This window comes from Massilia rhizosphaerae (assembly GCF_016093545.1).
GTDB lineage: Bacteria > Pseudomonadota > Gammaproteobacteria > Burkholderiales > Burkholderiaceae_D > Telluria > Telluria rhizosphaerae.
The window spans coordinates 177,406-196,396 of the sequence record NZ_JADKYX010000008.1; the positions used below are offsets into that span (position 1 = coordinate 177,406).

11 protein-coding genes are annotated in these 18,991 nt (G+C 64.9%); 5 read left to right on the top strand and 6 right to left on the bottom strand.

The features are described from left to right. Window positions 1–99: 99 nt before the first annotated feature. Window positions 100–2,106 carry a primosomal protein N' gene (locus ISF28_RS14185; RefSeq protein ID WP_198117831.1) on the bottom strand — a complete coding sequence of 669 codons (2,007 nt, stop codon included), beginning with the start codon at window positions 2,104–2,106 and terminating at the stop codon, window positions 100–102. Window positions 2,107–2,647: 541 nt separating this feature from the next. Then, entirely contained in the window at window positions 2,648–3,730 is a 1,083-nt protein-coding gene (gene hemE, locus ISF28_RS14190; protein WP_198117832.1) for a uroporphyrinogen decarboxylase, read from the bottom strand. A 150-nt stretch (window positions 3,731–3,880) separates the two neighbouring features. Between hemE and ISF28_RS14195 the strand changes: the two genes are divergently transcribed. Then, complete coding sequence (locus tag ISF28_RS14195) at window positions 3,881–5,824, top strand: dipeptidyl-peptidase 5 (RefSeq protein ID WP_198117833.1); 1,944 nt, start codon at window positions 3,881–3,883, stop codon at window positions 5,822–5,824. An 8-nt stretch (window positions 5,825–5,832) separates the two neighbouring features. Beyond that, window positions 5,833–10,011, top strand: coding sequence for a DEAD/DEAH box helicase (locus tag ISF28_RS14200; RefSeq protein WP_198117834.1), 4,179 nt, complete (start codon window positions 5,833–5,835; stop codon window positions 10,009–10,011). A gap of 31 nt (window positions 10,012–10,042) precedes the next feature. Here ISF28_RS14200 and ISF28_RS14205 read toward each other — a convergent pair whose 3' ends face one another. Next, the gene (locus ISF28_RS14205) at window positions 10,043–10,777 is read right to left on the bottom strand and encodes an alpha/beta hydrolase (RefSeq protein WP_229519081.1); all 735 of its coding nucleotides are present in this window, start codon (window positions 10,775–10,777) and stop codon (window positions 10,043–10,045) included. A gap of 419 nt (window positions 10,778–11,196) precedes the next feature. Here ISF28_RS14205 and ISF28_RS14210 point away from each other — a divergent pair, with 419 nt between their 5' ends. The 3 genes from ISF28_RS14210 (at window position 11,197) to ISF28_RS14220 (ending at window position 16,042) form a co-directional block, all read left to right on the top strand. Continuing rightward, the gene (locus ISF28_RS14210; protein WP_198117835.1) at window positions 11,197–13,134 is read left to right on the top strand and encodes a S9 family peptidase; all 1,938 of its coding nucleotides are present in this window, start codon (window positions 11,197–11,199) and stop codon (window positions 13,132–13,134) included. Window positions 13,135–13,191: 57 nt separating this feature from the next. After that, complete coding sequence (locus ISF28_RS14215; protein WP_198117836.1) at window positions 13,192–14,013, top strand: hypothetical protein; 822 nt, start codon at window positions 13,192–13,194, stop codon at window positions 14,011–14,013. Window positions 14,014–14,176: 163 nt separating this feature from the next. After that, window positions 14,177–16,042, top strand: a complete 1,866-nt coding sequence (locus ISF28_RS14220) for a DUF885 domain-containing protein (RefSeq protein ID WP_198117837.1) — start codon at window positions 14,177–14,179, stop codon at window positions 16,040–16,042. Between the two features lie 106 nt (window positions 16,043–16,148). Here the strand turns inward: ISF28_RS14220 and ISF28_RS14225 are convergent, their stop codons facing one another. The 3 genes from ISF28_RS14225 to ISF28_RS14235 are packed head-to-tail and all read right to left on the bottom strand — an operon-like array spanning window position 16,149 to window position 18,989. Then, window positions 16,149–16,649: a hypothetical protein gene (locus ISF28_RS14225; RefSeq protein ID WP_198117838.1), complete on the bottom strand. Its 501-nt coding sequence runs from the start codon at window positions 16,647–16,649 to the stop codon at window positions 16,149–16,151. A 20-nt stretch (window positions 16,650–16,669) separates the two neighbouring features. Then, window positions 16,670–18,427 carry a C40 family peptidase gene (locus tag ISF28_RS14230; protein WP_198117839.1) on the bottom strand — a complete coding sequence of 586 codons (1,758 nt, stop codon included), beginning with the start codon at window positions 18,425–18,427 and terminating at the stop codon, window positions 16,670–16,672. Between the two features lie 10 nt (window positions 18,428–18,437). Further along, window positions 18,438–18,989 carry a hypothetical protein gene (locus tag ISF28_RS14235; RefSeq protein WP_198117840.1) on the bottom strand — a complete coding sequence of 184 codons (552 nt, stop codon included), beginning with the start codon at window positions 18,987–18,989 and terminating at the stop codon, window positions 18,438–18,440. Between the last annotated feature and the right edge of the window lie 2 nt (window positions 18,990–18,991).

Sequence of the window (18,991 nt, forward strand, 5' to 3'; positions counted from 1 at the left end):
AGCGGAGACATTTCGGTTGGCATGGTGGGCACGGGGTGCCCACCCTACGATTTGCCGATGCCGTAGGGTGGGCGGCCTCCGCCCACCAAACGTCACCCATCAAATATCGAGTGGATCGACCTCGAGCGACCACCGCACCCGCGACTTCATCGCGCGCAACGCGTCGACCCACGCGGTGAGAAACGCCTGCAATTCCGGCCGCGAATTCGATTCGACGAGCAGCTGGGCGCGGTCGACGTTGTGCACGCGGGTCATCGTCATCGGGATCGGCTCGTTGATGACGACCGTGTCCGACGGCACCGCGTCGCGCGCGGCCTCGAGGAAGGCGATCGCGGTCGCCAGCTCGGGCGCCTCGGCGCGCAGCAGCGCCTGGTACATGTACGGCGGCAGCGCGGCCTGGTGCCGTTCTTCCAGCAGGCTGCCGGCGAAGCGGTCGTAGTCGTGCCGCATCACCGCGCCGTACAGCGGATGCTGGCAATAGCGCGACTGGATCAGCACTTCCGATTCCAGTCCGGCGCGGCCGGCGCGGCCCGCCACCTGCATCAGCTGGGCGAACAAGCGCTCGCTGGCGCGGTAGTCCTGCGAGAACAAGGCGGTATCCGGATTCAGCACGCCGACGAGCGTCAGCTTCTTGAAGTCGTGGCCTTTCGCGACCATCTGCGTGCCGATCAGGATGTCGACGTCGCCGCGGTGCACCGTGTCGAACGCTTCCTGGGCGCTGCCCTTGCGGCGCGTGGAATCGGCGTCGATGCGCAGGATGCGCGCGTCCGGGAACAGCGATTGCAGGCCTTCCTCGATGCGCTGGGTGCCGCGGCCCAGCGGCTGCAGGTCGACGTTGCCGCAGGTGGGGCACGCGTGCGGGATGCGCAGCTCCAGGCTGCAGTGATGGCAGCGCAGCCGCCGCTCCGGCCGGTGCAGGACCATGAACGCGGTGCAGCGCGTGCAATTGCTGATCCAGCCGCACGCTTCGCAGCACAGCACCGGCGCATAGCCGCGCCGGTTCAGGAACAGGAGCGACTGTTCGCCCCGTTCCATGCGCAGCCGCAGCGCCTGCATCAGGGCCGACGTGAGACCCTCTTTCGGCTTGTCGCGCTCCATGTCGACCAGTTTTACACGCGGCAGCACGGCATCGCGCACGGCGCGCTCGCGCAATTCGAGCCTGCGGTAGCGGCCCGTCTGCGCGTGGTGCCAGCTTTCCAGCGACGGCGTCGCGGACCCCAGCACGATGGGGATGCCCAGCTGGCGCGCGCGCCACACGGCCAGGTCGCGCGCCGAGTAGCGCAGGCCTTCCTGTTGCTTGTACGACGGGTCGTGCTCCTCGTCGACGACGATCAGTTTCAGGTTCGGCAGCGACGCCAGGATGGCCAGCCGCGTGCCCAGCACGATGCGCGCGCGGCCCGTGTGCGCGGCCAGCCAGTGCAGCATGCGCTCGCCTTCCGACAGGCTGCTGTGCAGGGTCGCCAGCATCACGCCGGGAAAGCGCGCGCGGATGTTCGCTTCCAGCTGCGGCGTCAGGTTGATCTCGGGGACCAGGATCAGGATCTGCGCGTCGGCGTCGCGCGTGAGGACTTGCGCGCAGGCCTGCAGGTAGACTTCGGTCTTGCCGCTGCCCGTCACGCCGTACAACAGCAGCGGGCTGAATCCCTGCGCGCCGCCGATGGCGTCCGCCGCTTGCCGCTGGGCCGCGTTCAGCACGGGCATGTCGGCCGGGACCGGATCGTGCGCGTCCGGCAGCTTGGCCAGTTTTTTCAGCGCGCGGTCCAGCGCCACCGTCGTCGACAGGCGCAGGTTTTTCGGCAGGCCCGGCAGCGCCACCTCGCCCAGCGGCCGGTGGTAATAGACTGCCGCGAAGCGCGCCAGCGCGATCCAGCGCGCCGGCAACGGCGCGAGCTGGCTGCGCACGGCGAGGGCGTCCTTGAGCTTGTCGGCGGGGACGTCGGTCTCGTGCTTGACGGCGACGATCAGCCCGACCGCTTCGCGCCGCCCGAAGTTCACGAGCGCCAGCTGCCCGACTTCCGGCTCGCGACCGGGCTCGCATGCCCAGCGGTAGTCGAACAGGCTGTCGAGCGGCGTGTCGAGCGCGATTTGCAGGATGCAGTAGGACAATCCGGGACCTTGTCGAGAAGCTGTGGAGAACTGTGGAAAACTTTGTGGAAAATGGAAAAGTTGACCGTGGAGAAGGTTTACGCTAGCTCAAAACGTTAGGAAATTCTCTATGTGCAGCCTAAAAATTATCCTGTCAATTCAATGACTTACATTTTTCAGCCAGGAGAGCACCAAATATCCCATCGCTGGCGCACTTCTGTGCATAACTGTGCCTTTCCCGATGAAAAACTTGTCCGCAGTGCAGCAAAAACTTGATGCAATACTTGAAGAAAACTCGTAAACCACGGTAAACGAAGCACTTTTCGAGATTATTCACAGAATCTGTGCATAACTTTGTGAACAATGGGCTGACAGCTTCGGTGGATAAGTGGTCACTCCCTCGGAAGCTCCTCCGGGCCCTACCGTCACCTCGACAGTAAATCCCATAAAATCAATCACTTACCATATGCGGGCGGGCACTGTACATTTCCACAGTTCCCGCCGGCCCCGTTCGATTTTTTGTGAATAAGTGTGATTGCCCGGATACCGGGCTGGGGCGGCGTCAGGCCGCGCGCTGGCGGCGGCTGAAGTCGTGCACGGCGTCCACCATGGCCGTCACCGACTCCGGCGGCGTGAATTGCGAGATGCCGTGCCCCAGGTTGAACACGTGGCCGTGGCCGGCGGACGGGGTGCCGTAGCTGGCCAGCGCCTTCTCCACCTCGGCGCGGATCTGCTCCGGACCGGCGAACAGGATGGCGGGATCCAGGTTGCCCTGCAGGGCGACGCGGTCGCCCACCTGCGCGCGCGCGCGGCCCAGGTTGACGGTCCAGTCCAGGCCCAGCGCGTCGGCGCCGATGGCGGCCATCTCGTCCAGCCACAGGCCGCCGCCCTTCGTGAACACGATGGCGGGGATGCGCACGCCATCCTTCTCGCGTTTCAGCTGCGACACGACCTTTTGCATGTAGGCGAGCGAAAACGCCTGGTAGGCGCCGTCGGCGAGCGCACCGCCCCAGGAATCGAAGATCATGACGGCTTGCGCGCCCGCGTCGATCTGGGCGTTCAGGTACTGCGCGACGGCTTGCGCATTGATCTCCAGGACGCGGTGCATCAGGTCCGGACGCGCATACAGCATCTTTTTGATGGTGTGGAATTCGCGCGAGCCGCCGCCTTCCACCATGTAGCAGGCCAGGGTCCAGGGGCTGCCGGAAAAGCCGATCAGCGGCACGCGGCCGTTCAGCGCGGTGCGGATCGACGTCACGGCGTCGAACACGTACTGCAAGGACGCCATGTCGGGCACGCGCAGGGCGGCCACGTCGGCTTCCGTGCGCACGTTGCGCTCGAATTTCGGGCCCTCGCCCTCTTCGAAATACAGGCCCAGGCCCATCGCGTCCGGCACGGTCAGGATGTCCGAGAACAGGATGGCCGCGTCCAGCGGATAGCGGTCGATCGGCTGCAGCGTGACTTCGGTGGCGAAGTCCGGATTCTTGGCCAGGTCCATGAACGAACCGGCCTTGGCCCGCGTGGCGCGGTATTCCGGCAGGTAGCGCCCCGCCTGGCGCATCAGCCACACCGGCGTGTAGTCCGTCGGCTGGCGCAGCAGGGCACGCAGGAAGGTGTCGTTCTGGAGCGGGGCAAATTGTGGCATGGCTGACAATCCGGTCGGGAATTGGAAGGGCAAACTTCTATTATCGCATCCCGCGCGCCCGCATACCGCACTTGCCGGACATACCGTCCGGCGGCAGACACATATAATGCTTGTCTTCCCGCTGCCCGTCCCCAATCTTCAGGACCGACCATGACCGACTCCATCAGCAAACAGGCCGCGCCCTGCGGCGCCTGGGCTTCCCCGATCACCGCCGCCGCCGTCGCGGCCGGCGCCACACCGCTGTCCCAGGTGCTGCTCGATGGCGGTGAGGTGTACTGGCTGGCCGGCCGCGCCAAGGAAGGCGGCCGCAACACGCTGCTGCGGCGGCGCGGCGGCGACATCCAGGAACTGACGCCGGCCCCGTTCAACGTGCGCACCCGCGTGCACGAGTACGGCGGCGGCGCCACGCTCGTCGCGGACAGCCACATCTGGTTCTCCAACTTTGCCGACAACCGCGTCTACCGCATCGACCGCGCGGGCGGCGGCGAACCGGTGCCCGTCAGCGCAGGCGGCGCCAGGCGCTGGGCCGACTTCGTGCTCGACCGCGCGCACCGGCGCCTGATCGGCGTGCGCGAAGACCATTCGGCCGGCGCCACGTATCCGGTCAACACGCTGTGCGCGCTGGGCGCCGACGACAGCGAGACCGTCCTCGTCGAGGGCAACGATTTCTATTCGTCGCCGCGCATTTCCCCGGACGGCAAGCATGTCGCGTGGCTCTGCTGGGATCACCCGCGCATGCCGTGGCAGGGGACGGAGCTGTGGCTGGCCGAGATCGGCGCCGACGGCACGCTGCTGGACGGCCGCCTGATCGCGGGCGGCGAAGAAGAAGCGATCGTCCAGCCGGAATGGTCGCCGGACGGCACCCTGTACTTCGTCTCCGACCGCAGCGGCTGGTGGAACCTGTACCGCTACGACCACGTCGTCGTGCATGCCGTGTGCCCGCGCGCGGCCGAATTTGGCGGCCCGCACTGGACCTTCGGGAACAGCATGTACGGCTTCCGTTCCGCCAACGAGATCGTCTGCACCTACATCGAGGATGGCGTGAGCCGCCTCGCGCGCCTCGACACGGGCAGCGGCAAGCTGGCGGTGATCGACACGCCGTACCAGGAAATCCGCGAACTGCGCGTCGAGAACGACACCGTCGCGCTGCTGGGCGGCGCGCCCACCGTGGCCGCGGAAATCGCCTGCATCGATTTGGTAACCGGCCGGCGCGACGTGCTGGCGCGCTCGATCGAGCAGCTGCCGGACGTGGGCTACCTGTCCGTCCCGCAGAGCATCCGCTACCCGAGCGAAGGCGGGCGCACCGCGTACGCGTTCTACTACCCGCCCACGAACAACGATTACGCCCCGCAGCCGGGCGAGCGGCCGCCGCTGATGGTGATCGGCCACGGCGGCCCGACGGGCATGGCGGCCAGCACGCTGAAGCTGGCCACGCAGTTCTGGACGAGCCGCGGCTTCGCCGTGCTGGACGTGAACTACGGCGGCAGCACGGGCTTCGGCCGCGCCTACCGCGACCTGCTCAAGGGCCAGTGGGGCGTGATCGACGTCGAGGATTGCGTGGCCGGCGCCCGCTATCTCGCCGACCGTGATCTCGTGGACCGCGAGCGCCTCGTCATCCGCGGCGGCAGCGCCGGCGGCCTGACGACCCTGTGCGCCCTCGCCTTCCACGACGTGTTCAAGGCCGGCGCCAGCTATTACGGCGTGTCCGACCTGAAGGGCCTGGACGCCGACTCGCACAAGTTCGAGTCGCACTACAACGAATACCTGATCGCGCCGAAGGCCGACGCCGACCGCGTGTACGCCGAACGCTCGCCGATCAACCACACCGATAAACTGCACCGGCCGATGATCTTCTTCCAGGGCCTGGACGACAAGGTCGTGCCGCCGCCGCAATCGGAAGTGATGGTGTGCGCCCTGCGCGCGCGCGGCGTGCCCGTCGCCTACGTCACGCTGGAGGGCGAAGGCCACGGCTTCCGCAAGGCCGACAGCATCGTGCGCACCCTGGAAGCCGAGCTGTATTTCTACCTGCGCGTGTTCGGCATTCCGGTGCCTGCCAGCCTGCCCGCCGTCGAGATCGAGAATTTGGGTAAATGAGTGCCGGCATGAGCGACGAGGTGTTGCACGCGGTCGTCGAGGCCTGCGACGAACAGCGCAAGCTGATCCTCGCGCTGCTGGCGCTGGCCGGCGAACCGATGGGACGGCGCCGCATCCACGAGCACCTGGCGCCGCTGTCGGCCAGCGCGAACGAACAGGAGCTGGCCGAACCGCTCGAACGCCTGCGCGCCGACGGCCTGGTCGGCGAGCTGCCCTCGCGCGGCTACACGATCGCCTCCGACGTGGCCTGGCCCGCCATCCGGTGGGCGCTGCGCGCGCGCCGCTTCAACGAACTGCGCGAGGTCTACCAGCAGGCGACGCCGCTGCGCGTCGACTGGCAGGGCACGCCCATGCTGCGCAGCTACCGCCAGGGCGTCGCGCTGCTGCGCTTCGCCCTGCTGGCCGGCGAAGGCCCCAAGACCATCGCCCCGCTGCTGGCCGCCTGCCTGCGCTGCCACGAGGCCGCGTACCTGCATCCCCTCGTCGACATCTGCGCGCGCCCGTTCGAGCCGGACCTGATGGAGCGCATCAATGGTCTCGTGCGCGACGACGTGCTCGCCGTCCTCGTGGCCCACGCGCAGCGCGAGCCCGCCAGCGCGCCGGCGCTCCGCGCGCACGCGGAGGACCACGTGGCGCAAGGCGGCGCGTCGATGGCGCTGCGCACGGCGCTGGCCGAACACCTGATCCTGTGCGGCCGCCTCGACGCGGCCGGCGATCTTCTCGTCGACCTCGACGAATCCGCGACGCTGTTCTACCGCAGCGTGCTGCAGCTGCTGCGCGGCGACACGGCACCCGCGCTGGCCGGCTTCGACAAAGCGTTAAAACTGCTGCGGCGCGAGACAGGCAAGCGCAAGGCCGTGTTCGAGGGCATCGGCGGCCACCTGTACGTGACGGCGCTGCTCAGGAGCGACGACCCGAAGCACGCGAAGGCGGCGGAAAGCTACCTGGACAGCGCCACGCGCGCCGTGCAAAGCCACGACACCGCAGTCTACCAGCAGCTGTCGATGCTGCGCCAGATCCGCGGCGGCACCGTCGATGCCGAGGTGCTCCCGTCGCGCAACTGGGAAACCAGCCTGCAGCCGGTGATGTTCCGGGCCTTGCTGCACTGGTGGCTCGGCATGCCGCAGCTGGCGGACAAGCGCGGCATGCTGGAGCAGCAGTTCGAGCTGGCGCATGCCGCGGGCTTCGACTTCATCGCGGCGCAGATCGCGTCCGTGCTGGGCCAAATGGGGATGGTGGGCATCGACAAGCAGGCGATCGCGCTGCGCCAGCGGCACCGCTTCGTCGACCTCGCGCTGTGGTTCGAGCGCGAGCAGCCGTGGGAGCGCCAGCTGAACGCCCTCATCAACCTGCAGCCGCCCGTCAACGTGGAAGTCGTGAAGGAATCGCGCCTGGCGTGGTTCATCGGGTGGGATGCGCACCTGGGCGTGCGCGCCATCGAGCCGCGCGAGCAGAAGCGCGACGCGCAGGGCGGCTGGACGCGCGGCCGGCCGCTGGGCCTCAAGCGCCTCGCGGAAGACGCGGCGGAACTCGACTTCCTCACCGCGCAGGACGTGCAAGCCGCCGCCAGCATCGGCGCCTACCGCTACTACAGCGGCACGGGCACGCGCTACGAATTCGATCTGGACAAGGCCTTGGCCGCGCTGGTCGGCCATCCGCTGCTGTTCTGGATGGATTCCCCCGGCACGCGCGTCGAACTGCTGCCGGGCGAGCCGCAGCTGGTCGTGCGCGCCGGCGGCGGCAAGGTCGTGATCTCGCTGGTGCCGCCCCTGCGCGAGCAGCAGGGCGACGTGGTCGTCGTGAAGGAGACGCCCACGCGCCTGCGCATCGTGCGCGTGAAGGAGGAGCACCGCCGCATCGGCGCCATCGTGGGCGACGGCCTGGAAGTGCCGCTCGAAGCGGAAATGCGCGTGCTGCAGGCGATCGGCGCGATCTCGGCGATCGTCACCGTGCAGTCGGACATCGGCGGCAGCGCGGCCGACATCGAGCAGGTGGCGGCCGACCCGCGCCTGCACGTCAACCTGCTGCCCTACCAGCAGGGCTTGCGCATCCAGGTGATGGTGCGGCCGCTGCCCGGCACCGGTCCGTACTTCCGTCCGGGCGACGGCGCCGAAAGCGTGATCGCCGACGTGGCCGGCGTGCGCACGGAAGCGCGGCGCGACTTGAACGCGGAACGCGAGGCCGAGCGCCAGCTGCTGGCCGACCTGCCCGCGCTGGAGCAGGCGGAGATGGAGCACGGCGAATGGCTGCTCGCGGCGCCGATCCACTGCCTGGAACTGGTCGTGCAATTGCAGGAGCTGGATGCGGCCAAGGTCCTCGTCGCGTGGCCGGAAGGCGAGTCGTTCCGCGTGTCGAAGAAGATCACGTCGAAGTCCGTGCGCCTGCAGATCCGGCGCGACAAGGACTGGTTCGCCGCGAACGGCGAGGTGCAGGTCGACGAGAACAAGGTGATGGACTTGCGCGAGCTGCTCGCGCGCGTGCGCGAGGACCGTTTCATCGCGCTCGGCGACAACCAGTTCCTCGCGCTCACGCACGAGTTGCACCGCCGCCTGCTGGATTTATCGGCCTACAGCGATGCCGACCAGGAGGCGCTGCGCTTCCACCCGCTCGCCAGCTTCGCGCTGGAAGAAATGGCGCAAGACGCCGGCGGCGTCGACGCGGACAAGGCCTGGCGCGCGCACTTAAAGCACATGCGGGAGAATGCTGCGTTCCGGCCGCAACTGCCGAACACCCTGCAGGCCGAGCTGCGCGACTACCAGGTCGAAGGCTTCGAATGGCTGGCGCGCCTCGCGCACTGGGGCGTCGGTGCCTGCCTCGCGGACGACATGGGACTCGGCAAGACCCTGCAGGCGCTCGCGCTGATCCTGGCGCGCGCGCCGGGCGGGCCGACGCTCGTCGTGGCGCCGACGTCCGTCGCGACGAACTGGCTGGCGGAAGCCGAGCGCTTCGCGCCGACCCTCAACGTGAAACTGTTCGGGCCCGGCGACCGCGCCGCGATGCTGAAGGAGGCGGGCCCGTTCGACGTGATCGTCGCGAGCTACGGCCTGCTGCAGCTGGAGTCCGCGCTGTTCGACGGCATCCGCTGGCACACGATCGTGCTTGACGAGGCGCAGGCGATCAAGAACGCATACACGCGCCGGTCGAACGCCGTGATGTCGCTGCAAGGCGACTTCCGCATGGTCGCCACCGGCACGCCGCTGGAGAATCACCTGGGCGAGTTGTGGAACCTGTTCCGGTTCATCAATCCCGGCCTGCTCGGGACGAGCGACCAGTTTCAGATGCGGTTCGCCGGCCCGATCGAAAAGGCAACCGACAAGCGCGCGGAACTGGCCGCGCGCACGCGGCTGCGCCGCCTCACGCAGCCGTTCATCCTGCGCCGCACGAAGGCGCAGGTGCTGTCCGAGCTGCCGCCGCGCACGGAGGTCGTGCTGCCCGTGCAGCTGTCGGAAGAAGAGATGGCGCTGTACGAATCGCTGCGGCGGGAAGCCCTGGAGCGCCTCGCGGCCCTCGAGGCACCGCAATCGCAAAAACAGATCCAGATCCTGGCGGAGATGATGAAGCTGCGCCGCGCGTGCTGCAATCCGGCCCTCGTGGCGCCGGACAGCGGCATCCGCAGCAGCAAGCTGGAAACGTTCGCGCGCCTCGCCGACGAACTGCTGGAGAACCGCCACAAGGCGCTCGTGTTCAGCCAGTTCGTCGACCACCTCACCTTGATCCGCAAGCATCTCGACGAGCGCGGCATCCGCTACCAGTACCTCGACGGATCGACGCCGATGCAGGAGCGCAAGCGCCGCGTGGACGCGTTCCAGGCCGGCGACGGCGACCTGTTCCTCATCTCGCTGAAGGCCGGCGGCGTCGGCATCAACCTGACGGCGGCGGACTACGTGATCCACATGGACCCGTGGTGGAATCCGGCAGTGGAAGACCAGGCCAGCGACCGCGCGCACCGCATGGGCCAGCAGCGGCCCGTCACGATCTACCGGCTGGTGGCGCGCCACACGATCGAGGAAGGCATCGTCGACCTGCACCGGCACAAGCGCGACCTGGCCGACAGCCTGCTGGAAGGGACGGACCTCGCCGCGCGCATGTCGCCGGCGGACATGCTGGCCATGCTGCAGGCGGGGCTGGCGGGGTCGGCGAGCCCGCGTCCGGCCGGTATCGGTCGCGGACTCGTACCCGAACAATAAGCACGCCTGACAAAATCGATGGTCCCCTCCTTTATAGAACTCCTGTTTCCTTGAGCCAGCTTTCCACCATCGATGGCCAGGCCGCAATCGGATGGTCTTTGTCCCTAAGACCGAAAGCGTGCCCTCCCTTTGCAAAAAAATGAACCTCTGCCGGTACACCTGCCTGATCGAGCGCCCGGGCATAGAGCGTGCTGTTGCAGATGGGGTCGACCGGGTCGTCCCAAGCTTGCAGCAGAAATGTCGGCGGCGTTTCTTTCGTTACATGAATGCTTGATTCGAGTGCTCCAGAGCGACAAAGGTGACCCGGATAAAGCGCAATAGCAAAGTCAGGGCGACTGCTTAGCTTGTCTACGGCATCGACCGGCGCATAGGCAGGCGCAACAATGTTGCTGGTCTGCGCGACCAGATATCCCCCTGCCGAGAAGCCGATGACGCCAATCTTTCGCGGGTTTAGGTTCAGTTCTCTTGCCTTCGACCGCACCAGCTTAATGGTGCGCTGAGCATCCTGTAGCGCAAGTGGTATTTTCGGAAAGATCCTGCACCGACATTTTTCATCCCAGTAGTCGTTCCCTCCGGGGACACGGTACTTGAGCAATACGCAAGTGATCCCACGTGATGTCAGCCAGTCGCAGATTTCTGTCCCTTCCAAATCAATGGCCAGGACTCGGAATCCTCCACCAGGAAATACGATGATGGCGGCTCTGGTGTTCACACCCTTCGGCGGGTACACCGTCATCGTTGGATTGCTGACGTCATTGATCTGCATCCATCCACCGTGTTCTGTCGCAGCGACTACCGACTCTGGCTGTTGGGTAGATATTGCATTGGGTATTGCACCAGGCCAAATGGGAATTTGTAGATGTCCCGGCGACGGCTGCCAAGTCGCAGCGCGGGCCGAGGCGAAGCTGATCAAGAAAGCAGCCAGACTAATCAAGAAACATGTACGCACTGTGTCCCCTGTCACGGTTTTCATTAGACGTCCCTTCTCGGGCGTATTGGAAGTGTCTTCCAGATCGTGGCTCAGTGGGCAGGCATGTGATGAACCGACCGGTCTACGTGATGAGTTACCGGAAATGTAAAAATTTATAGTAAAGTATTATTTCTATCAGGTAATTTGCATCGGTGCGGCTATCACGGCATGACCCGGCAGCATGAGGTTGAGATGGTGAGGGAATCGTGAAGTGCTTGTGGAAGCTGTTTGTTTTCCTGGGTTTGCTGGTCTTGTTCGGTGGATGTGCCGTTTCCCGCGCAAACGCGGCGGAAGACGGTGCGCGTCAATGGATCGCGACGCACGAATTCGCCACTAATCGGGATTCGAATTTCGCCTACAAGATTTCGCCGGACGGCAAAAAGATCGCCTGGCTTGCCGTGAAAGGAACGTCCCTGGCCTTGTTTATCAAGGATCTGGAAAGCGGCCGCGTATTTTCGAAAAATTCCCACGACATCTGGAATTTCGCCTGGACGCGCGACAGCCAGCATGTCGTATCCGATTCGCTGGCGCTATCCGGCACGGCCAACCGTGTCGTTGCCGTGTTGAGCGCGAAAGAAGGCACGGAATCGTTTTCGGTATACACCCCTGGAGAAAAGGGAACGTCACTCATCGTCAGCGAGATTGCCGGCGATAATGATCACATCCTCGTGTCGAATAATGCGCGCGACCGGCGTTATTTCGATCTGTTCGAGGTCAGCCTTGCTTCCGGCAAGTCCGAATTAATTGCGGAAAACGATGGAACGGTCCGGGCGTGGCTGACCGATACGGCCGGCCGCCTGGCTGGCAGGATCCGTACCGACAAGGCGCGCAATACATTCCAGGTCCTGACGTCCGAAGGCGGCTACGCCGACGTGTACACGTGGAACGACGATGACCGGGTGACCGTGCTCAGCGTGTCGACCGCATCGCGCCAGGCATATTTGCTGAGCAACAAGGACGCCGACCGGGTCGCGTTGATCGGCCTGGACATCGATACCGGGAAGACGAGGCTGATCCATGAGGATGCGGCGGTCGACATCTCGACCGTCTATACCGATCCCGCCAGCGGCGTGCCGCTGGTCGCCGTCAGCGAGCCGGACTATCCGCGCAACGTCGTCCTGGATCCGCGGCTCGGCAAGGTCGAGGAGATCCTCGCCGCACGGCGGCCGGTGCGGCTGGGCATCGAAAATACCGATGACGCGGTACGCAAGCTGGTGCTGAGCCTGACGACCGATACCGGCAAGGAGTACTACCTGGCCGATCTCGACACGGGGCAAACGGTGCTGGTTGGCGCCGCCAGCACCAGGACGTTCCGCCGCGCGCTGCGCCGCATGGAGCCCGTCGAACTGCCGAGCCGCGACGGCACGCGCCTGCATGGCTACCTGACCCGGCCGGATGGCGCGGGTCCACATCCCTTGATCGTCCTGGCGCATGGCGGACCATGGAGCAGGACCGTCTGGGGCTACGACGCGCAGACGCAGTTCCTGGCCAATCGTGGCTACGCGGTGCTGGACGTTAATTTTCGCGGCTCAACCGGATACGGCCGGCACTTCGAGGCGCTCGGATTCGATGAATGGGGCGGCAAGATGCAGGACGATCTCGACGACGCGGCCGCTTGGGCGCTGGCGCAGGGCCTGGCGGTGCCCGGCAAAGTGGGCATCATGGGCTGGAGCTATGGCGGCTACGCGGCCGCGATGGGCGTGACGACGGCGCCCGAACGTTTTGCGTGCGGGATTGCCGTCAACGGCCCGCTCGACCTGATCGAGCTCGTCGAGGACCTGGCGCCCGCATGGCATTTCGATGGCCCCCTGGTGCGGCGCTATGTCGGCGATCCCGCCCAAAGCGCACAGCGCGCGACGATGCGGGGGCGGTCCCCGGCGTTCCTGGCGGATCGCCTGTCCCGGCCGCTGCTGCTGGTGCAGGGAAGCGCCGACGACCGGGTCAGCGCCGCCACGGCCGCCGCCTTCGCGCAGGCGGCGCAGCGCGCCGGCAAGCCGCTCGAATATTGGTCGGTGCCGGGCGCCGGCCACGACTTCACCAACTGGAAGGACAGGCTCAAGCTGTACCGCAAGAGCGAGCGGTTTCTTGCGCGCTGCCTCGGTGGATCGGACGGCGGTTTCGATTTCTACGAACTCGGCTATTTCCTGTTTTGACAGCGCCGCGGCCCGTCATCCGGCCGTCACTCTCCCTTGAACCCGATCGACGATTCCATGAAACTGCGTAAATTGTTTATGCCCGGTCTGCTTGCGCTCCTGTCGGTACAGGCGCATGCGCAAGACGGCCAGGCCGCGGCACCCTCTTTCAGCGCCGGCATCGGCATTGCGTCTTATGCATACCGCGAGCCCGGCATCATGAAGATCGAAGGCAGCAAAGTCGCCGCCGAGTTCGGCGTGAACGGCGGGCTTGCAGCGGATTATTTCGGCGCAGCCGCCCTGCGCTATGTTACCGGCAACGTCGACTACCGCTCCGACGCGCGCTATGGGTCCGCTGCCGAAAGCGACAAGCGCGACTACTATGTCGAGGCACGCGCCCTGGCTGGACGCCTGCTGCGGTACGGCGGCCTGGACGTCGCGCCGTTCGCGGGCCTGGGCTATCGCTACCTGTACAACGATCTGCGCGGCGTGAACAGCCTGGGCCAGGCCGGCAACCGGCGCACCAATGCCATGTTTTACCTGCCCGTCGGCGTCACGCTCGCACACGCCCTGCACGACGGCGCACGGGCCGAGGCCAGCGTCGAGTGGGACCCCTTGCTGCACGGTCGCCAGGATACCCGCCTGTCGGATGCGCAGCAGGAATACGGCGATGTGTCCAGCACGCAGCGCGTCGGCTTCGGCGTCAAGCTGCATCTGGCTTATGCGACGCAACACTGGGAGGTCCAGCCGTACATCGATTACTGGCGGATCGAGGCGTCGGACACGGCACCCTTGCTCGTCAACGGCATGCCGGACCGGGACAGCTATGGGCAGAAGTACATCCAGGAGCCCCGTAACCGAACCACGGAAGCGGGTGTAAAGGTGGCCTACCGGTTCTAATGGGTCTGATTTTATTGCCGATGAGCGCCATTGCGGGGACGTTGACGACGGTTGCCGTCATGGCACGTTCGTGACGTATTGTTTCAGATGCCCTCAAGCATCTCGAATGATGCTAATCTGACGCCCCCCCATCTGGCCCTTCATTCACCCAGGCAGATAGAACATGATGAAATCGAAAATCGCACTTGCCGTCCTGCTGACCAGCGTCGCGCTGGCGCCGGCGAGTGCGCGCCCCAAGCACCATCACAAGGCCGCCGCGAGCGGCAGCGCCAAGACCAGGGCGCACGCCACGAAGACACACACCGCGAAGGCACACGCCGTCCACAAGCCCGCCGCGCGCATCGTCGCCGCGCCGCAGAACCGCAACGACCGCTTCATGGACTCGCTGTCCATGCAATTCCTCACCGCGCTGTGGCGCATCGATCCGGAAGACGGCATCTCCGTCGGCAAGTTCGACGTGGCCGCGAAAATCACGATTCCCGACGCCGCTTCGCGCGCGAAGCGGCTCGCCTTCATCGACGAATGGCTCGACAAGTTCGGCAAGCTGAACGCCGACAGGCTGTCGCCGAACCAGCGCACGGACCTCGCCGTCCTGCTCAACAAGCTGAAATACGACCGCTGGCAGTTGACGACGTTCCGCGAATTCGAATGGAACCCGGCCGAGTACAACGTGGCGCAGCCGCTCGACCTGATCCTGAACACGGAATACGCGGCCAAGGCGCAGCGCCTGCGCACGATCCTGAAGCGCCTGGCCTACGTGCCGGCGTATTACCAGGCCGCGCGCGCGTCCATCGTCAACCCGACGCACGAGCACACGCAGCTCGCGCTGCAGCAGGCGCCGGGCACGCTCGTCGTGCTGGCGGACCTCGGCCAGGCCGCGCAGGACTCGATCCTGACGCCGCAGGAGAAGGCGATCTTCGCGCTGCGCGTCGCGAACGCGGGCACGGCGGTGCTGGGCTGGGTGGACTTCCTGACGGACCTCGACAAATCGCAGATGCAGATGCACCGCGCCCGCTCGTTCCGCATCGGGAAGGACTTGTACGAACAAAAATTCGCCTTCGAGATCCAGTCGGCCAACACGGGCGAGCAGACCTACCGCAAGGCGCTGGCCGCGCGCGACGAACTCCTGACCCGCATGGACGGCCTGGCCGACCAGCTGTGGGACAAGACGATGGGCAGCACCCCGAAGCCGACCGACCGGTATAAAAAAATCGGCATGGTGATCGACAAGCTCTCGCTGCAGCACACGACGCCGGCGAACTTCCTGCCCGAGATCCGCCGCCAGATCCCGCAGCTGCAGGACTGGGTCGTCTCGCACGACCTCGTGTCGATCGACCCGAGCAAGCCGCTCGTCGTGCGCGAGACGCCGCTGTACCAGCGCGGCGTGGCCGGCGCCAGCATCGACGCGCCGGGCCCGTACCGTCCGCGCGACAAAACGTACTACAACGTGACGCCGCTGGACGACCTCACGCCCGAGCAGGCCGAAAGCAGCCTGCGCGAGTACAACAACTGGATGCTGCAAATCCTGAACATCCATGAAGCGATTCCCGGCCACTACACGCAGCTGATGAACGCGAACCGTTCGCCGTCGCTGGTGAAGGCCTTGTTCGGCAATGGCGCGATGGTCGAAGGCTGGGCCGTGTACGGCGAGCGCATGATGCTGGATTCGGGCTATGGCGACAACGCGCCGGAGCTGTGGCTGATGTGGTGCAAGTGGAACCTGCGCAGCGTGTCCAACGCGATCCTCGACTACAGCGTGCACGTGCTGGGCATGACGCGCGACCAGGCCATGGACCTGCTGGTGCGCCAGGCCTTCCAGACGCCGCAGGAAGCGGCCGAAAAATGGCGCCGCGCGCAGCTGTCGTCGGTGCAGCTCTCCAGCTATTTCAGCGGCTACAGCGACATCATGGAACTGCGCGAACGCCGCAAGGAGCAACTGGGCGACCGCTTCAACCTCAAGCAATTCCACGACCAGTTCCTCAGCTACGGGAATGCGCCCGTGAAGATCATCGGGGAGTTGATGCGGTAAGTGAAGCGCACGCCGCCGATCCCCGCGCGAGCGGGCAGGCGGCGATGCGCTCGTGGTGACCGATGGCTAGGCGCAGCAGGTGTTCGCACTGGCACACCAACGATAGTCAAGGCGCCGTCAACACGAACAAGGCGGCAACTGCCTTGCACACGGCAACATTGAATTTTTTCTGGTCCTGCGCCTCGTCCAGGGTCAGGCTCGATACGAGGACTTTGTCGTCGGGGTCGCCGGAGATGCCATACAGGCGCACTTTCCCATCCTTGACCTCGTACGCCAGCGCGGCATCGAAGCCGTGCTCGATCGTTGCATCGCGAAAGCGCGTCAGCAGCTTGCCGAGCCGCTTGCGCTTGGTCTTGTCGTTCACGGCCGCCACGGCCAGGTCGCCGGTCAGCTGCGGCGGCAGGTTCGTGAAATAGACGTTGGCGACATTCAGCATGTATTTGTTACAGTCGGCGACCTTGTGGGCCTTGTGGTCCGCGACGAATTGCTTGATCGCGCCAGTATAAGGCGCGCCCGAGGCGTTCCCGACGGCGGCGATACTCAATCCGTCGGGAGAGCCGGCATGGGCTGCCGCAGCGCAGGCGATCAGCGCTGCCAGCGTTAGCATGTGTTTGAAAGAGATCGTCATCATTGTGTTTTTTCGTTCGTACTCGAGACAGCGTAGGCGATATTCAGGAAATTCTTGTTGGCGTCGTCGATATCGACGATTTCAGGCTCTGGTTGCGACTTAGCGTATTCCTCGTACGTCACCGGAATATAGAAGCCATGGAGTTTTTGCTCGAGCGGCGTGCCATTCAGCTTGAACCTGGCAGACACATCCGTAACTTTATACAGCGACAGCTTCAATCGATCGCTCTGGTTGCCACCGAGGCCGGCAATATCACCGTCCGTCGTCTTGCCATACACGAAGGTCACGTGCCCGGTGCCATGCGCCTTGTTCGTGCCCGCGAAATAATTGCGCATCACCATGAGAGCACCGTACACCGGTTTGTCGATCTTCTTGAATTTCTTCGACCAGGTTGCAAACTGCGACGACGCACTCTTCTCGTAGGGCGCACCGGCCGTCATCAGGCAATAATTGGCGAACGATGCGCACCAGGGCGTGGTGACCATGTTGCCGCCCAGCCCGAGCCGCTTGTGGAAATTCCCGGTCTTGGTGATGACGTCCTCTTTCATTCCGGCCCATTTCTTCGCTTCCTCGATCGCCACCGGCATCCACGGCGCCGTCTTCTGGTCGGCCGGCACGATGGCCAACGGCTCGCCCGTGCCTTTCTTGCTGCGCGTCAGGTCGGCGCTGGTCGCAGGTGGCGTGGCGGGTGCCTTCGCGCCCGCCGCCGGCTTCGGTTTCGCCGTGGGCACCGGACGCGCCGCGGGGGTCTTTCGCCTGCCCGACGGCGGGCCGTAGATGCCGATCACCTGGCCGACGTAGATCTTGGCGGGATCCTTGATGGCGGGATTGTCCTTCACGATCTCGCCCACGGTCGTGCCGAAGCGTCCCGCCAGGATGCCGAGGGTTTCCTTGTGCGCCACGACGTGGTCGAACGGCTTGCGCGCCGGGTTGGTGACGCTGGCCGGCGGCTTCTTCGGCGCGGTGGGTGCTTCGTAGCTGACCAGGTCGTGCAGCAGCACGTAGGCACTGGACACGCCGTCCATCACGAACTCGAACTGTTTTTTCCAGACGCCGGTCACATCGGGGAAATGAATCTCGACCTTCTTGCCGGGTTCCGTGTGGGCGATCCTGGGTAACTGGCCGCTGGGGTCCGTCTTTTTTTCGTAGGTCTTGTCACCGATCTTGATCTGCGTCGGAAGGTCCGGCTTCGGCATGGCGCCGTCGGACACCGTTACCAGCGTCGTCGGCACTTCCAGTTCGTGGCGCGTATTCTGATTAGCATGAAAGCCCTCGAACTTTTCCATGGCATCGAGGACCTCTTCCATCTTGGCGTCGGAAATGTCGCTCAGCCTGGTCGTGATCGGCAAACCTGTATGCTTGCTGATCGCATTGGCATAACGAAGCGGATCGTTCTTGTCCGTGGCCGGCGCATAGCCCTTCATCAGCGTCCCTGGTTCATCTGGGTTGGGAATACCGGTCAGCATCGTATAAATGGTACGGTCGTTGTAGGCGCGACGCAGCAATTGCTTCTTCTGCAGTCGGCCCTCGGCGTAACTCCTGAATATCAGGAATGAGGCATTTTTCTTGGTCTTGCCGACGCCAATGGCGCCCATGATCATCTGCTTGCCCTTCCGAGGCGGACGGATGTTGCCGGGGTTGTTGAAGCGCCATGCAATCGTGCCGCCGGTACGCAGCAGGTGCGTACCATCGTCGCTGGCGTAATCGACGGTCAAGGTATCGGCGTCGTATCTGGCACTGATGAATTCGCGACTCATGGCTGCAATCCTATTTCTTCATTTTGGCGGCGACTTCCTTTTGCAACACTTGGTCGACCGTCAATTTCGCATTGGCGGGATAGGTCGTGGAGGAGGTCTTCTTGAAGAAATAAGCCGGGCCGTCCGTCTCGTTGTCGCCGGCCTCGGTGAACCGGTACCAGGTGACCGAGATCGGCGCGACGACGCGCGGTTTCGTTTCGGCGATCACAAGCTCGACGTTGTTGACGTGGGCCACCACGGCAGCATCCGCGACGGTCTGCTCACCCTGGGAAATGCTGAACCAGGTGAGTGCATTGCGTTTGTCGCCATCGATGATCGGGGCATGCATCCACTCTTCGCCAGGTTTGCTCTCGAAGTAAAACGTCAGGCTGCGCTTATAGACAAGAATGTCCTGGTACGTACCATTGATCAAAATAAGTTTGCCACCCAAGACCTGCCACTGATGCATGCCTTGCTGTTCCGAAGACACGCTGCTGGCGCCGGTCGGCGTCGCGGCAATGGCGCCGCCTGCCAGTGCCACGCACGACGCCAGCACGAGTGTTTTGAAAATGCTCTTGATCATGA

Bases quoted from the DNA above. Each gene is read 5' to 3' on its own strand.
- hemE (WP_198117832.1), bottom strand. From the start codon at position 3,730: ATGCCACAATTTGCCCCGCTCCAGAACGACACCTTCCTGCGTGCCCTG.
- ISF28_RS14195 (WP_198117833.1), top strand. From the start codon at position 3,881: ATGACCGACTCCATCAGCAAACAGGCCGCGCCCTGCGGCGCCTGGGCT.
- ISF28_RS14200 (WP_198117834.1), top strand. From the start codon at position 5,833: ATGAGCGACGAGGTGTTGCACGCGGTCGTCGAGGCCTGCGACGAACAG.
- ISF28_RS14205 (WP_229519081.1), bottom strand. From the start codon at position 10,777: ATGCAGATCAATGACGTCAGCAATCCAACGATGACGGTGTACCCGCCG.
- ISF28_RS14215 (WP_198117836.1), top strand. From the start codon at position 13,192: ATGAAACTGCGTAAATTGTTTATGCCCGGTCTGCTTGCGCTCCTGTCG.
- ISF28_RS14220 (WP_198117837.1), top strand. From the start codon at position 14,177: ATGATGAAATCGAAAATCGCACTTGCCGTCCTGCTGACCAGCGTCGCG.
- ISF28_RS14225 (WP_198117838.1), bottom strand. From the start codon at position 16,649: ATGCTAACGCTGGCAGCGCTGATCGCCTGCGCTGCGGCAGCCCATGCC.
- ISF28_RS14230 (WP_198117839.1), bottom strand. From the start codon at position 18,427: ATGAGTCGCGAATTCATCAGTGCCAGATACGACGCCGATACCTTGACC.
- ISF28_RS14235 (WP_198117840.1), bottom strand. From the start codon at position 18,989: ATGATCAAGAGCATTTTCAAAACACTCGTGCTGGCGTCGTGCGTGGCA.